This is a genomic window from Luteococcus peritonei (genome assembly GCF_039526385.1).
In the GTDB taxonomy this organism is placed as follows: Bacteria; Actinomycetota; Actinomycetes; order Propionibacteriales; family Propionibacteriaceae; genus Luteococcus; species Luteococcus peritonei.
In genome coordinates, this window is the sequence record NZ_BAAAIX010000037.1 from 43,829 (window position 1) to 58,359 (window position 14,531).

General features: G+C 71.4%; 15 protein-coding genes. 9 read left to right on the plus strand and 6 right to left on the minus strand.

Annotation, left to right across the window (positions count from 1 at the left end; genetic code table 11):
* Positions 1-15 precede the first annotated feature (15 nt).
* From ABD073_RS15395 to ABD073_RS15410, 4 genes are all read left to right on the plus strand, one after another.
* Positions 16-645 (plus strand): peptidyl-tRNA hydrolase, encoded by a 630-nt coding sequence (locus tag ABD073_RS15395; RefSeq protein WP_343876084.1) that lies wholly within the window; start codon positions 16-18, stop codon positions 643-645.
* A 117-nt stretch (positions 646-762) separates the two neighbouring features.
* Positions 763-912: a hypothetical protein gene (locus tag ABD073_RS15400; RefSeq protein ID WP_343876060.1), complete on the plus strand. Its 150-nt coding sequence runs from the start codon at positions 763-765 to the stop codon at positions 910-912.
* A gap of 160 nt (positions 913-1,072) precedes the next feature.
* Entirely contained in the window at positions 1,073-2,128 is a 1,056-nt protein-coding gene (locus ABD073_RS15405; RefSeq protein WP_343876062.1) for a YeeE/YedE family protein, read from the plus strand.
* Between the two features lie 35 nt (positions 2,129-2,163).
* Positions 2,164-2,394, plus strand: a complete 231-nt coding sequence (locus tag ABD073_RS15410; RefSeq protein WP_343876063.1) for a sulfurtransferase TusA family protein — start codon at positions 2,164-2,166, stop codon at positions 2,392-2,394.
* Between the two features lie 99 nt (positions 2,395-2,493).
* Here the strand turns inward: ABD073_RS15410 and ABD073_RS15415 are convergent, their stop codons facing one another.
* The 4 genes from ABD073_RS15415 to ABD073_RS15430 all read right to left on the minus strand — a co-directional run bounded on the left by ABD073_RS15415 (position 2,494) and on the right by ABD073_RS15430 (position 6,529).
* Entirely contained in the window at positions 2,494-3,087 is a 594-nt protein-coding gene (locus ABD073_RS15415) for an HAD family hydrolase (RefSeq protein ID WP_343876065.1), read from the minus strand.
* A gap of 62 nt (positions 3,088-3,149) precedes the next feature.
* Positions 3,150-4,466, minus strand: a complete 1,317-nt coding sequence (locus ABD073_RS15420) for a TIGR04053 family radical SAM/SPASM domain-containing protein (protein WP_386751638.1) — start codon at positions 4,464-4,466, stop codon at positions 3,150-3,152.
* A complete protein-coding gene (gene hemG, locus ABD073_RS15425) occupies positions 4,367-5,770 on the minus strand; it encodes a protoporphyrinogen oxidase (protein WP_343876067.1) in 1,404 nt (467 codons plus the stop codon). Before hemG ends, ABD073_RS15420 begins: the two co-directional genes overlap by 100 nt.
* Positions 5,771-5,839: 69 nt before the next feature.
* On the minus strand, positions 5,840-6,529 hold the full coding sequence (locus ABD073_RS15430; RefSeq protein WP_343876068.1) for a LuxR C-terminal-related transcriptional regulator: 690 nt from the start codon (positions 6,527-6,529) through the stop codon (positions 5,840-5,842).
* Between the two features lie 216 nt (positions 6,530-6,745).
* Between ABD073_RS15430 and alr the strand changes: the two genes are divergently transcribed.
* A complete protein-coding gene (gene alr, locus ABD073_RS15435) occupies positions 6,746-7,894 on the plus strand; it encodes an alanine racemase (protein ID WP_343876070.1) in 1,149 nt (382 codons plus the stop codon).
* 57 nt (positions 7,895-7,951) lie between these two features.
* On the opposite strand, the gene ABD073_RS15440 is transcribed toward alr, so the two are convergent.
* Positions 7,952-8,626: an EcsC family protein gene (locus tag ABD073_RS15440; protein ID WP_343876072.1), complete on the minus strand. Its 675-nt coding sequence runs from the start codon at positions 8,624-8,626 to the stop codon at positions 7,952-7,954.
* A gap of 150 nt (positions 8,627-8,776) precedes the next feature.
* On the opposite strand from ABD073_RS15440, the gene aat reads away from it, so the two are divergent.
* Both aat and ABD073_RS15450 read left to right on the plus strand, forming a co-directional pair.
* On the plus strand, positions 8,777-9,541 hold the full coding sequence (gene aat / locus ABD073_RS15445; protein WP_386751637.1) for a leucyl/phenylalanyl-tRNA--protein transferase: 765 nt from the start codon (positions 8,777-8,779) through the stop codon (positions 9,539-9,541).
* A complete protein-coding gene (locus ABD073_RS15450) occupies positions 9,534-10,397 on the plus strand; it encodes an Fpg/Nei family DNA glycosylase (protein ID WP_343876075.1) in 864 nt (287 codons plus the stop codon). The genes aat and ABD073_RS15450 overlap by 8 nt, the downstream gene beginning before the upstream one ends.
* A gap of 43 nt (positions 10,398-10,440) precedes the next feature.
* Here the strand turns inward: ABD073_RS15450 and ABD073_RS15455 are convergent, their stop codons facing one another.
* On the minus strand, positions 10,441-10,635 hold the full coding sequence (locus ABD073_RS15455) for a hypothetical protein (protein WP_343876076.1): 195 nt from the start codon (positions 10,633-10,635) through the stop codon (positions 10,441-10,443).
* A gap of 555 nt (positions 10,636-11,190) precedes the next feature.
* Between ABD073_RS15455 and ABD073_RS15460 the strand changes: the two genes are divergently transcribed.
* On the plus strand, positions 11,191-13,023 hold the full coding sequence (locus ABD073_RS15460; protein WP_343876078.1) for a glycoside hydrolase family 3 protein: 1,833 nt from the start codon (positions 11,191-11,193) through the stop codon (positions 13,021-13,023).
* Between the two features lie 11 nt (positions 13,024-13,034).
* Positions 13,035-14,324, plus strand: coding sequence for an exo-beta-N-acetylmuramidase NamZ family protein (locus tag ABD073_RS15465; RefSeq protein ID WP_343876080.1), 1,290 nt, complete (start codon positions 13,035-13,037; stop codon positions 14,322-14,324).
* The last annotated feature ends 207 nt before the right edge of the window (positions 14,325-14,531 follow it).

The following is a 14,531-nucleotide window of genomic DNA, read 5'->3' on the forward strand; positions in this document are numbered from 1 at the left end:
GAGGTCCCGTGGGCGATGCAGCTGGCCGTCCTCTACGACAAGCACCAGCCCGCCAGCCACGTGGACACCTGCGAGGCCGCGGCCCGGGCCGTCGTCGAGCTGCTGGCCAGCGAGGCTGCCCGCACCGGGCAGTGGCGCGAGGCCGTCGACTTCTGGCGCGACGGCAGGATCCGCAAGCTGGTGCGCCGGGCCCGCGGCCAGGTGCGCTGGCAGGAGGTGCAGGGCGTCGACGGGGTGAGCGTCGAGCAGCAGGTGCCCGGACGCAACCTCGCGGCCGCCCGGGCCTTCGTCCCCGGCCCGGTCCGTCCGCTGGACCCGCGGCTCAACAAGCTGCAGGTCAGCGGCACCGAGCTGTCCGACGAGCTGCCCAGCGCCAGCACCGAGGCCCTGGTGCGGGTGGGGATCAGCCCGTTGATCACGATGACCACCGGCAAGGCCGCTGCCCAGTGCGCCCACGCCGCGCAGCTCGCCTGGGAGGCCATGGACGAGCCGATGCGGCAACGCTGGGCCGCAGACGGCCACCGGGTGATGGTGGAGGGGGTCGACGAGCAGCGCTGGGCCGCCGATGCCGGCCGGGTGCACGTGGTGGACGCCGGCTTCACCGAGCTGGACGGGCCGACGGAGACCACCCGCGCCTGGTGGTGAACCCGCGCAACCCCCTGCAGCACGGGCAATCCGTGACCACGATTGATCCATGGCGACGGGAATGCCGCAGCGTCCAGTAGCGTTGCACCCAGGACAGCACCCTGCACCAGGAGCCTCGTGACCATGCGCCAGCACCTCGACCGGACCGCCCCCGTGGGCGCCTCGGTGGCTGGCGCGCACCGGGTCGTCGGCGCCTGCAGCCCGCTGGCCGCGCTCCGCGAGTGCCGCCCGCTGTGCCGCTGTCCCGAGCGCTGCGCCTGTCACTGAGCGCAGCCCTGCGGACCGTCACTGACGGCCGCCCCCGGAGTGCCCCCGTGCGCCCTCCGGCCCCGACGCAGCTGCCCCGGCACCGCCGTGCGCCCGCGTCATGCCGCGCCCCGACGCGTCGGCACGCCCACCCCACAAGGAAAACAAGAGGAAAAAGAGCATGGTCTACACAGGACTCCTGCTGGGAATCATCTTCGGCTTCGTGCTGCAGCGCGGCCGTTTCTGCGTCACCGGTGCCTTCCGTGACGTCTGGATCGCGCACAAGACGCGCTGGCTGGTGGCCTTCCTGATCACCATCGCCGTGCAGAGCGTCGGCGTCGCCATCCTGCAGTCCACTGGCGTCATCCAGCTCAGCTTCAGCCCGCTGCCCTGGCTGGCCGTCGTGGTGGGCTCGCTGATCTTCGGCGTCTCCATCGTCGCCGCGGGCGGCTGCGCCACCGGCACCTGGTACCGCGCCGGCGAAGGCCTGGTCGGCTCCTGGATCGCCCTGGCCGGCTATGCGCTGGCGGCCGCGATGATGAAGTTCGGCGCCCTGAAGCAGCTCAACACCACGCTGCGCGAGGTCACCGTCCCGGTGACCACCATCCACGATTCGCTGGGCATCTCGGCCTGGGTGCTGGTGGCCCTGCTGGTGGCCATCGTCGCCGTCCTGGTGCGTCGCGAGCTGAAGCGCTCCACCGCCATGGCCGCCCTGCCGGCGCAGCGCACCGGCCTGTCCCACCTGCTCTTCGAGAAGCGCTGGCACCCCTTCGTGACCGCCGTCATCATCGGCCTGATCGCGATCGCCGCCTACCCGCTGAGCTTCGCCTCGGGCCGTGAGTCCGGCCTGGGCATCACCACCCCGTCGGCCAACCTGACCGCCTGGCTGGTCACCGGCAACCCGGACCGCATCGACTGGGGCGTCTTCCTGGTGGTGGGCATCCTGGTGGGCAGCTTCATCGCCGCCAAGGCCTCCGGCGAGTTCAAGGTGCGCGTTCCCGACGCCACCATCGTGCTGCGCTCGCTGGGCGGTGGCCTGGGCATGGGCGTCGGCGCCGCCTGGGCCGGCGGCTGCACCATCGGCAACTCGATGGTGGAGAGCTCGCAGTTCACCTACCAAGGGTGGCTGGCCTTCGCCTTCACCCTGCTCGGCGTCGGCATCGGCAGCCGCATCTTCCTGCCCGTCGGCCGCAAGAGCCCCGCGCGACGCCCCGTCGCCGTGGCCGTCCCCGCCTGATCAACCACAACCACCACAACCACGAGGAGAAGACAATGGCGAAGCACGTCCTGGAGACCGGCGGCGAGGTCTGCCCCTTCCCGCTGATCGAGGCCAAGCAGGCCATCAAGACCCTGAGCGTCGGCGACGAGCTGGTGATCAACTTCGACTGCACCCAGGCCACCGAGTCCATCCCCGAGTGGGCCGCCGAGTCGGGCTACCCGGTCACCGAGTTCAAGAAGGCCGACGACTTCGGCTGGACCATCACGGTGCAGAAGGCCCACTGAGGTCTCGCACCGCTCCACGCACCGACGAGGGCCGTTCCCCAGCAGGGGAGCGGCCCTCGTCGCCTCGGTTGGTCCGGCATGTCCTCGGTCGGGGGCCGGTCAGCCCGGCAGGACCCCCAGCTCGACGAGCCAGGCGCGGGTGTCGGCGTCGTCGACGTACAGGTGGGTGGTCCAGCCGTGGGCGGCCGCGGCGTCCAGGTTGGCGGGGCGGTCGTCGATGAAGGCGAGCTCGCTGCCCGGCAGGCCCAGCTCCTGCTCGACGTGGGCGTAGATCGCCTCGTCGGGCTTGAGCAGGCCCAGCACGCCGGAGACGAAGCGGCCGCTGACCTGGCTGCGCCAGCCGGCGGCGTCGATGGCCGGCTCGATCAGGGCGGGGGCGTTGGAGAGCACCCACAGCGGGGTTCCGGTGGCCCTCACCTCACGCAGCAGCTGCTCCGCCTCGGGCCGGATGCTGGTCCAGTAGGCCGCGTCCTGACGGCCCAGTTCCTCGGCCTCCGCCTGCTCGACGGGGCGTCCCGCGACGCCGCTCCAGTAGTCCACCTCGGAGGTGGTGCCGGCGTCGTAGCCCAGCCGGGTCTCCCAGTAGGCCTGGTGCCCGGCGGGCGGCTGCGCCCCCAGACCGGCCACGACCGGCGGGAGCTGGTGGGTCTCGGTGACCAGCGGGCCACCCAGGTCGAAGACGAGTGCGCGCATGGCCACAGACTAGAGCCGCCCCGGACCCAGCGTGGGTACGGGGCGGCTCCGGACGGGTCTGCTCAGCCGATGCGGCGCGGCATCCCCTCGGTCTGCGCCTTCCAGGCCTCGGGCACCCACATGCAGGTGGGGTCGCTGGCCAGGTAGTCACCGGTCATCGCGTAGGCGGTGGAACGCGAGCCGCCGCACATCTTGTTGAACTCGCACACGCCGCACTTGCCCTTGAACTCGTCGGGACGGCGCAGCGCCTTGAAGACCGGCGAGTTCTCGTAGATCTCGTGGAAGGCCTGCTCCTTGACGTTGCCGCAGTGCTTGGGCAGGAAGCCGTTGGGGTAGACGTCGCCGATGTGGTCGATGAAGGCGAAGCCGGAGCCGGAGTTCACCGCCATCGGGGCACGCGGCAGGCGCGGCTTCTCGGGGTGCTCGCCCAGCAGCCGCGTGGTCTCCTCGGTGAGGTAGTGGTAGAGCTCGCCACGCTGCGCCACCTGCTCGGGCACCGGCTTGCCGTTGCGGGCCTGCTCGCGCTGGATGGCGATGCGACGGTATTGCGGTGCCTCGGTGGTCTTGATGGCGATCCGGTCGCTGATGTCGTGCAGCCAGTTGAGCACGTCCTCGCGCTCCTCGGGGCTGAGCGCCTGCAGGTCGGCGCCGCGGCCGGTGGGCACGAGCAGGAAGGTGTACCACATCTTCGCGCCCATCCCCAGCACGGTCTGCAGCAGGGCCGGGGCCTCGTGGATGTTGCCCTTGGTGAAGGTGGAGTTGACCTGCAGCCGGTAGCCCTCGGCATTGATCCAGCCGGCGGCCTCGACGGTCTTGTCGAAGGTGCCGGAGAAGCCGCGGAAGGCGTCATGGGTCTCGGCGGTGGCGCCGTCCAGGCTGACGCTCATCGCCTTGCCGCCGGCCTCACGCATCTCGTGCAGCCGCTCCGGGTTCAGCCGCGGCGTGACCGAGGGGGACAGGCTCACCGACAGGCCCAGGTCGGTGCCGTAGCGGCACAGCTCGGCCAGGTCAGGACGCTCGAAGGGGTCGCCGCCGGTGAAGACCACCAGCGGGCGCGGGGTGTCGTAGGCCGCCAGGTCGTCGAGCAGCTGCTTGCCCTGCTCGGTGGTCAGCTGCTGCGGGTGTGCCCGGTGCTGGGCATCGGCGCGGCAGTGCTTGCAGACCAGCGCGCAGGCCCGCGTGACCTCCCAGATCACGATGAAGGGCTTGGTGTTGATGTCGTGCTTGATGGTGCGCACGACCGGGGCATGCCGGTGACTGGTGCCCTGGACGGTGGTGGTCACGATTCCTCGCTCTGGTTGATCTTGCTGATGATGCTGCGGGCGGCCTGCTGGCCGGAGCGCACGGTGGAGCTGATGCCCAGGCCGTCGACGCCGCAGCCTGCCACGTCGATCCCGCCGAGCTCGTCGAGGGCCCGTCGCAGGCCGGCGACGCGTTCCTGGTGGCCCACCACGAGCTGCGGCATGGCATCAGGCCAGCGGAAGACCTGACGCAGCTGCGGGCGCGCGGCCAGGCCGGTGAGCTCACCGAGCTCGTCGGCCACCCGGGTGGTGATCTGCTCGTCGTCCAGTTCGTCGGCCAAGCTGCTGCCGGCACGCCCCACGGAGGCGCGCAGCAGGTGGTGGGCGGCACCCAGAGCGGGCCACTTGCGGCTCAGGTTCGTGGCGGCCTTGAAGGTGCGCACCCGGGTGCTGGGCAGCAGGAGGCCGTTGTGCTCGCGCAGCACCTGGTTGCCTGCGGCGGACGAGGGGTCATAGCCCAGCACCACGGTGGCCACCGAGACCATCGGCACCGCCTCCAGGGCCGCAGCGGCTTCGGGGCAGTGTGGCCGCAGCAGCTCGGCGGTCACCGGTGCCGGAGTCGTGAGCAGCAGGTGGGCGGCGGCCAGGCGTTCTCCGCCGGCCAGCTCCACCTCCCAGCCGTCGCCGGCGCGATGCACGGCGGCAACCGGCGCCTCGAGCTGCAGCCGGTCGCCCAGCTCGGCGGCGAGCGCGTCGGTGAAGGTGGCCAGGCCACCGGGCCAGGTGGCGAACATCGGCAGGGCGGAGGGCTGAGCGGCACCGGGACGGCCAGTCGGCTTGCGGCGCAGGTTCTTGAGCAGCAGCGAGACCCGGTCGCGAGCATCGCCCACCAGCTGCGGGGCGGTGGAGCGCAGCGAGAGCTGGTCCACGTCGCCACCGTGCAGGTTGCCCAGCAGCGGGTCGACGAAGGTCTGGGTCACCTCGCGGCCGAAGCGGCCGGTGGTGAAGGCACCCACCGAGGTGTCGCCGGTGACGGCACGGCGTGCCATCAGCGGTTCCAGGCCTGCGCGCACCAGTCCGGGCAGGGTCAGGATGCCCGACCTCAGCACGGGCCAGATCCTGGTGGGACCGGTGGGGCCTACGCCTGCCGGCAGCGGCCGCAGACCCTTGCGGGTGGCCATCACCGAACCGCCGGGGGCGGCACCCACGACGCTGGAGTCCAGCCCCAGCTCGCGCACCAGCGCGGCCACGTGCGGTGCGCCCAGGTGCACGGCCTCGGCGCCGACGTCGACGCGGGCACCATCCAGGTCCTCGGTGCGGATCTGGCCACCGGGACGGCTGGACGACTCCAGCACGGTGACGTCGAGATCGGGGACGCGGGCCAGCTCGCGAGCGGCCACGAGACCGGTGATGCCGGCTCCGACGACGATGATGCGTGGCATGGTCACCTCCTGTGAGGCGACTCTACAAGGCGCGTGACGTGAAAAATCAGGCGGGGTCCCCGCCCGGCGTCACAGTGCCGTGGGGAGGATGTGCGTGGGCTCCACCAGGTGGCGCGAACGGTTCGGCACCATGCCGTGGTCGATACCCCAGGCCACCGCCTGCGAGCGGCGCTGTACGCCGATCTTGCGGTAGGCGGACCGGATGTAGGACTTGACCGAGTTGGGGCTCAGGTAGGTGCGCCCGGCGATCTCGGCATTGGACAGGCCCTGGGCGATCAGGCTGACCATCTCGGCCTCCCGCATGGTCAGTCCCTCCTCGCGCCCCGGCCAGTTGGCCGAGGACTGGTCCTGAGGGCCCAGGTCGGGGGCGGGCTCGCCGGGAGAGGAGAGCAACCGCTCCCCGTTGGCGATCTGCAGCAGCTGGTCCACCAGCTCGTCGGCACCGAGCGTCTTGGACAGCAGGCCGTCGATGCCGGCGGCCCACGCTGCCTGCACCAGCGCGGGGGTGTGGGCCCAGGTGTAGAGCACCACCTTGTCCACGTGACGGGCGCGCAGCGGCTGGCGGATCGAGTCCAGCGCCGCCTGGTCCTGGCCGTAGGTGTCGTAGAGGGCGATGTCCACCGGACTGATGACATCGGTGTTGGCGCTGATCTCGACGACGGCGAGACGGTCGGCGTAGGGAGCGAGCATCTCCTTGATGCCCGCCAGCACGATCTCGTAGTCGTTGACCAGGGCGATGCGTAGTGTCCGACTTTTCACGTGGTCAGTATGCCCCAAAAAGGGTGGGTTTCTGGCAGAAGGCAAAAAGGCCGACTAGTATCAATGGGTTAAGTACCCATCGACTGATATAGTCTTTCGGGCGTGGTCCCACGGTGACCACCTCATCACGGCGCACGTCGAACGCCGTGGGGGCTCGGAGCTGCGTGCGGGCTGTCGCTGTGCGCCGCTGCCGCAGCGCGGTGGGATGATCGACGGGTGCTCTACGCAACCCACGCCGTCGTCGACCTGGACGCCATCGCACACAACCTGGCGCAGGCCCGCTCCCGGGCCGGCGACCGGGCCGTCCTGCTGCCGGTGAAGGCCGACGCCTACGGCCACGGGGCGGTGGCGGTGGCCGCTATGGCCCAGCGCTCCGGCGCGGCCGACTGGCTGGGCGTCGCCACGGTGCCCGAGGCCCTCGAGCTGCGCGCGGCAGGGATCACGCTGCCCGTGCTGAAGCTCTCGCACTGCTTCCCCGAGGAGCTCGATGCCGCCCTGGCCGCGGACCTGGTCTTTGCCGTGGTCGACGAGCAGACCCTGCGCCGGGCGGAGGAGGCCGGGGCGCGGACAGGACGAGCCGCCCGGGTGCACCTCAAGGTGGACACCGGGATGCGACGGATCGGCGCCGAGCCTGAGCAGGCACCGGCTCTGGCGCTGCTGGCCGAGTCCTTGGAGCACGTCGAGCTGGAGGGCATCTTCACCCACCTACCGGTCAGCGACATGGCCGACGACCAGGAGTGGACCGCCGCCGAGATCGACCTCTTCCGGCTGGTGGTGGCCGCCGTCCATTCCCAGATCGGGCGACGACTGCCCTGGGTGCACGCCACCCCCTCGGGCGGAACGCTGTGGCACGACCTGGCCGACATGACGCTGGTGCGCCCCGGCATCATGGCCTACGGCTACTTCCCCGATGCCAGCACGCCGCGCGTGGTGGAGCTGCGTCCCGCCATGGAGGTGCGTTCCCGGCTCTCCTTCGTGAAGCGCGTCGGGGCCGGGCAGACGGTGGGCTACGGCCGCACCTGGACCGCCGAGCAGGACTGCTGGGTGGCGACCGTGCCGGTGGGCTATGCCGACGGCTACAGCCGACGCAACTCCGGTACCGGCCGGATGCTGGTGCACGGGCGCAGCTGGCCCGTCGTGGGCCGGGTCTGCATGGACCAGACCATGATCCTGCTCGGCACCCTGGCCGACTTCCCCGAGCCGCCCGCGCGGGCCGGCGACGAGGTGGTGGTGATGGGGCGGCAGGGCGACGAGACGGTTGACGCCGACGAGATCGCCGCCACCATCGGCACGATCAGCTACGAGGTCACCTGTGCCGTGGCACGTCGGGTGGTGCGCCACCACGTCGGCGGCGGGCAGGACTGAACCGGAGGTTCGCGGGGCCAGGGATCGACGGGGGCCGGGAGGCCTCCGGGAGCCGGCTCAGCGGCGACGGTTGATGAACTGCGCCTTGGCATAGGAACCGGTGGACCAGGTGGACCATCCGTCGGTCACGGCGCCCACGCCACCACCGACACCGGGGATCTTCTTGCCGGCCAGCAGCCCGACGCGCTTGCCGCCCACCTGTCCCATCAGGTGGCTGAGCACCTTCTCCGAGATGGTGTTGTCCAGCGCGGGGTCGTGCACCGGCGCGGTGGCGATGGCCAGCGCGGAGCTGGGCAGCTCCTGGCGCGCGATGGCCTCCTTCACGTTCCCCTCACCCAGCAGGCACATCAGGATGGCCGAACGGACCCGCGGGTCCTCGATGTCATAGCCGCGCAGGTGCGCGATCGCGGCCACCATGCGGCACTGCACCACGGTCACGCCGGAGACGTTCGCGGGGATGGAGACGGCCAGCGTCGCGACGCCGCCCAGGTTGGTGACGAAGCCCTGTGCCCCGGCCATCGCCACGTGCTGCTTGATCAGGCTGTCGATGGCCAGCTCGGCGGAGCCCGCCTTCTGCAGCGCACCGGCCGCGGTCACCTTGGCGCCCGGGATCCGCGAGACCCCGTCGATGGCCAGGTCCAGGGCCTTGCGCAACGCCATCGTGGAGGCGCCGGGCGCGATGTTCGGCGCCTGCGCCAGGATGCTCTTGCCGATGTCGCGTGCGGTGGCCATGGTTTCCTCCTCGGATGCGTGCCTGGCCCTCCACGGTAGTCGCTGCCGGTGTCCCCCACCCAGCGTCGCGACCCCGGGATCACCCCCATATCGCCCACGGCGCAACGCCGGTGGCGGGACGCGACGAAACTGTCGGCGGCTGGTGCCAGACTGGCCCTCGTGCTGGCTCATGTCTTCGGCCCCTGGACCCAGTGGCCGGACCAGGACCTCGTCGCCTTCTCCACGGAGTTCGACGAGGACCTCGCGCTGGCCGCCTACTGCTCCGGGCTCTTCCCGATGCCACTGCACCACTCCGGCTTCGAGGGTGAGATGGGCTGGTGGTCGCCGGTGAAGCGCGGCATCCTGCCGCTCGAGGGCCTGCGCGTGACCCGCAGCCTGCGCAAGAGCGCGCGCCGCTACACCACCACCGTCGACGCCTGCTTCGACCAGGTCCTGGACCGCTGCGGGGACCCTGCGCGGCCGGACGGCTGGATCGACGCCGACATCCGCCGGGTCTACACCGAGCTGCACGAGCGGGGCGTGGCCCACAGCGTCGAGACCTGGGACGAGCAGGGACACCTGGTGGGCGGGCTCTACGGGGTCTCGGTGCGCGGCCTGTTCGCCGGCGAGAGCATGTTCCACGACCCGGTGCTGGGCCGCGACGCCTCCAAGGTGGCGCTGATGCGGCTGGTGACCGCGCTGCACGACGGCGGCCGCCACCGGCTGCTGGACGTGCAGTGGCGCACCGACCACCTGGCCAGCCTGGGCGTCGTCGAGGTGGGCCGGATCACCTATCTCAGCCTGCTCGACCTGGCCCTCGACGCCGATCCCGTCGACTGGACCCGGGGCTCCGCAGATCCGGAGGCCCCGATGGCCGGCGCCACCCTGCTGGAACTGGTCAGCCAGCTGCCCACCACGAAGGAGCACCGTGCCTGAACTGCCCGAGGTGGAGGCGCTGCGCGGCTTCCTGGACGAGAAACTGGTGGGCCGCAGCATCGCCCGGCTGCACCTGACCGCCTTCAGCGCCCTGAAGACCTTCCAGCTGCCGCTGGAGTCCCTGCTGGGTCTGGAGATCGAAGAGGTCTCCCGGCACGGCAAGTACCTCGACGTGGACGCCCAGGGCGTGCACCTGTGCTTCCACCTGGCCCGCGCCGGCTGGGTGAAGTGGCACGAGGTGGCCCCGGCCGGGATCCCGAGACCGGGCAAGGGGCCGCTGGCGCTGCGCGTGGTGCTGGACGACGAGTCCGGCTTCGACCTCACCGAGGCCGGCACCCAGCGCAAGTTGGCCATCCACGTGGTGGCGGAGGCGCAGGAGGTGGAGCGGATCGCCACCCTGGGGCCGGACCCGCTGTCGGCCGACTTCGACCGGCAGGCCTTCGACGCCATCCTGGACCAGGCCGGTCGGGCCCAGCTCAAGGGGGTGCTGCGCGAGCAGCGGACCATCGCCGGGATCGGCAATGCCTACTCCGACGAGATCCTGCACGCCGCCCGGCTCAGCCCCTTCAAGGCCGCGAACTCGCTGGACGAGGACGAGCGCGCCGAGCTCTACCGCGCGCTGCGCGAGACGCTGTCCGCGGCGGTGGAGCGTGCCCGTGGGCTGGCCGCCAAGGATCTCAAGGACGACAAGCGCAGCAACCTGCAGGTGCACGGGCGCACTGGCCAGGCCTGCCCGGTCTGCGGCACCACCATCGCCGAGGTGAGCTTCTCCGACTCCTCGCTGCAGTACTGCCCCACCTGCCAGACCGGCGGCAAGGTGCTGGCAGACCGACGGATGAGCAAACTGCTCAAGTAGCGCGACGGCCTGCTCAATCGATCGGCTGCTGGCCCCTGGTCGACTACCCCGAGGCGTCCAGGCTCTGTACGACGACCATGGCGTGGCCGTCGCGCACCAGGAGGAAGACCTCGCTGGGCTTGTCGAGCTTGCTGCTGGCCAGCGCCTTGGCATGGGCCGCGGCGGTGTCGCCGGGCAGAGACCGATCCCGGCGGAATTGGTCGTCCGCCCAACCCTGGGGATCCACACCCTCGATCACGAGAACGGCCCGAATCGGGCGCGAAGCCAGATCGACGGCGTGGATCTCAGGGTTCGCCAGAGTCCGCCGGCATCATCTCCCCTTGCATTCGCCGCGCAGGCAGGTCGCCCCGGTCTCCACCCCGTTCCGGACATCACCCCTCGCGCCGGCACATCACACCCCGCGACATCACATCGCGGCCGTGGGCGTCGCATCGCCCCTGCTCGAACAGGGGTGACGAGCCACCATGCGCCGCGATCACGAACCAACGGGTGCGATGTGCAGCACCGACCCACCAGGCGCCGTGCAAGGGGGCGGTCTCTGCCGCGTGGCCACGGGCATGATGCGCCCACAGGCGTGGCGGGCAAGGGATCGCGGGCATCGCGCAGTCCGGCGATGTCGACGCCCGGATCGCCGAGGAGCCCCCAGCTCGCCTCGCTGACCGGCTCCGCGAATCGGGCCGCAGCTCTGGACGTGGCGGCATGGCGATGGAATCCTGCGGAGGTCCGCATCGTCGCGGGCGTGGCCGGGCAGCGTCGCGCGGCCACCCGCTGGCACACCCCAGGAGCAGCCCCCATGTCCCAGGACTTCCAGATCAACCGTCGACACCTGCTCGCCGGCCTCGGCGTCGCGGCCGCAGCCAACGCCTGCCCCGGCGCGGCGAGCCCCGCGCTCGCCGAACCCCGGCCACGACCCGGTGAGGTGGCCATCCCGGGCGCCAGCGCCGCCGACCGCGCCTGGGCCCGTCGCATGCTGCGCGGCATGAGCCTGGAGCAGAAGGTGGGCCAGGTCTTCAACTCCTATGTCCACGGCGCCTCCGCCACCACCGTCACCGAGGCCGAGGCCGCCCAGAACCTGGCGCTCTACGGGGTGCGCACCCCGGCCGAGGTGGTGCAGAAGTACCACCTGGGTGGTGTCATCTACTTCGCCTGGAGCAACAACGTCGCCAACCCCACCCAGATCGCCGAGCTCTCCAACGGACTGCAGCGGGCGGTGCTGGCCGACGGGCGCGGCATTCCCCTCACCATCTCCACCGACCAGGAACAGGGCCTGGTCACCCGGATCGGTGCCCCAGCCACCCTCTTCCCGGGGGCAATGGCGCTGGGCGCCACCGGCTCCGACGTGGACGCCCGCAAGGCCGGCCGGGTCACCGGCGAGGAACTGCGCGCCATGGGCATCACCATGGACTTCGCGCCGGTGGCCGACGTGAACGTGAACCCGGCCAACCCGGTGATCGGGGTCCGCTCCTCGGGCAGCGACCCGCAGCTGGTGGCCGCCGTCGTCGCCGCCCAGGTGGAGGGGCTGCAGTCGGCCAAGGGCGTCTCCGCCACCGCCAAGCACTTCCCGGGCCACGGCGACACCGCCACCGACTCCCACCTCGGCCTGCCCGTCATCACCCACAGCCGCGAGCAGTGGGAGGCCACCGACCTGCCGCCCTTCAGGGCCGCCATCGAGGCCGGCATCGACGCGATCATGACAGCCCACCTGCTGGTGCCCGCCCTCGACGACTCCGGCGATCCCGCCACGCTCAGCCCGCGCATCATCACGGGCGTGCTGCGCGAGGAGCTCGGCTTCACCGGCCTGGTGGTCACCGACGGCCTGGCGATGGCCGGCGTGCGCGAGAAGTACGGCGACGACGAAGTGGCGGTGCGGGCCCTGCTGGCCGGCGACGACATGCTGCTGCAGTCGCCGGACCTGCCGAAGGCCTGGAATGCGGTGCTGGCGGCGGTGCGCAGCGGCCGGCTGCCGATGGCCCGGCTGGACGAGGCGGTGCTGCGCAACCTGCAGCTCAAGGCCAAGCGGGGCGTGGTGAAGCGGCCCCTGGTGGAGGTCGGGGCGCTGGGGCGCCTGGTGGGCACCGCCCGCAACCAGCGGATCGCCGAGGCCGTGGCCAACGACTCCACCACCCTGTTGCGCAACCAGGACGTGCTGCCGGTGCGGGCCAAGGGACTCGATGTGGTGGTCTGCGGCTGGAGCAGCGGCACCACCACCCTGGAGGTCGTGGCCGCAGAACTGGCCCGGCACAAGGCGCGCCCGGTCACCGTCGCCACCGGGGCAGCGCCCGGCCACGCGCAGATCGACGCCGCGGTGGCCGCGGCCGCGAAGGCCGACCTGGTGGTGGTCACCACCTACAACGTGACGGCCACCTCGGCCCAGCGCACGCTGGTGCAGGCGCTGCTGGCCACCGACACCCCGGTGGTGGTGATCGCGGTGCGCAATCCCCATGACATCGCGCAGTTCCCCGAGGTGGACGCCTATCTGGCCAGCTACTCCTTCGTCCCCGTGGCGCTGCAGGCCGCCGTGCGCAGCATCGTCGGCAGCAACATCCCGAGCGGTCGGCTCCCGGTGGCGATCCCGGCCGCCAGTGGCGGCGAGCTGTACCCCGTCGGCGCCGGCATCGGCTACTGAGGAGGAGGGACATGTCGATGGAGATCTCCCGCAGGGGACTCGTGGCGGCAGCTGGCGTCGGACTCGCCGCCGGACCGCTGGCCCAGCAGGCACAGGCCGCACCGGGGCGCGGCAGGCGCCCTCGTCGCGTGGTGACCGGCGCCCAGGCACTGGCCGAGGACCGTTGGTCGGCGCTGGTCGGCCGCAAGGTGGGCGTCATCTCGAATCCCACCGGGGTGCTGGACGACCTGACGCACATCGTCGACCGGATGCATGCCGACGGTGTGGACGTGGTGGCGGTCTTCGGCCCCGAGCACGGCTTCCGCGGCACCGCGCAGGCGGGCTCCTCGGAGCAGGCCACCAAGGACCCGCGCACCGGCATTCCGGTCTTCGACGCCTACGGCGCGAACGACGTGAAGTTCGCGGCGATGTTCGCCGCCTCCGGGGTGGACACCGTGGTCTTCGACATCCAGGACGTCGGTGCCCGCTTCTACACCTATGTCTGGACCATGTACCAGGCGATGCGCGGCGCCGCCCAGGTGGGCGGGATCCGCTTCGTCGTGCTGGACCGGCCCAACCCGATCGGCCGGCGGGTGCGCGGCCCGATGCTGGAACCGGCCCAGCAGTCCGGAGTGGGACTGCGCCCGATCCTGATGCAGCACGGCATGACCGTGGGGGAGCTGGCCACGCTCTTCAACGCCGAGTACCTGCCCAAGGAGCCGGGCGGGGTCACCCTCAAGGAGCTCGAGGTGGTGGAGGTGGAGGGCTGGGACGGCGGCCTGTTCGCCGACACCGGGCTGGCCTGGGTGATGCCCTCGCCCAACATGCCCACCGCGGACACGGCGCTGCTCTACTCCGGCACCTGCCTGTTCGAGGCGACGAACCTGTCCGAGGGACGCGGCACCACCCGACCCTTCGAGCTGGTGGGGGCACCCTGGGCAGACCAGCGCTGGGCCGAGCGGCTCAACGGCCACGACCTGCCCGGGGTGCGCTTCCGGGAGGCCTGGTTCACGCCCACCATCAGCAAGAACGCCAACCTGGTCAACGGCGGTGTCCAGGTGCACATCACCGATCCCGAGGCGGTGGACGCCCCGGCGACGGCGGTGCACATGATGGTGGACGCGCGCGACCTGTACCCGGCCTTCGCCACCCGGGTGATGCCCTCCGACCCCTATCCGTGGGTCTGGCTGGACCGGCTGAGCGGCACCACCGCGCTGCGGACCCAGCTCACCTCGGGAGCCGGGGCCCGCCAGATCATCCGCGGCTGGGCGGCCGACGAGCGGGCCTGGACCCGACGTCGCCGGCGCTACCTGCGCTACTGACCGGGCAGACGGCCGATCCCGGCGGGATGGGTCGGCCGTCCAACCCTGAAAACCGCCCCCTCGATCACGAGAATTGCCGGGCGGATTCATGTGGTCAGCGCAACGGTTCTGTGAGGTGGGGTTGTGATGGCGGGGACTGCCCCGGGTTTGGTTGACACTGACATCTCAGGTCCGTGAGGGCCTGGTGAGAGGATGCATGTCATGCCC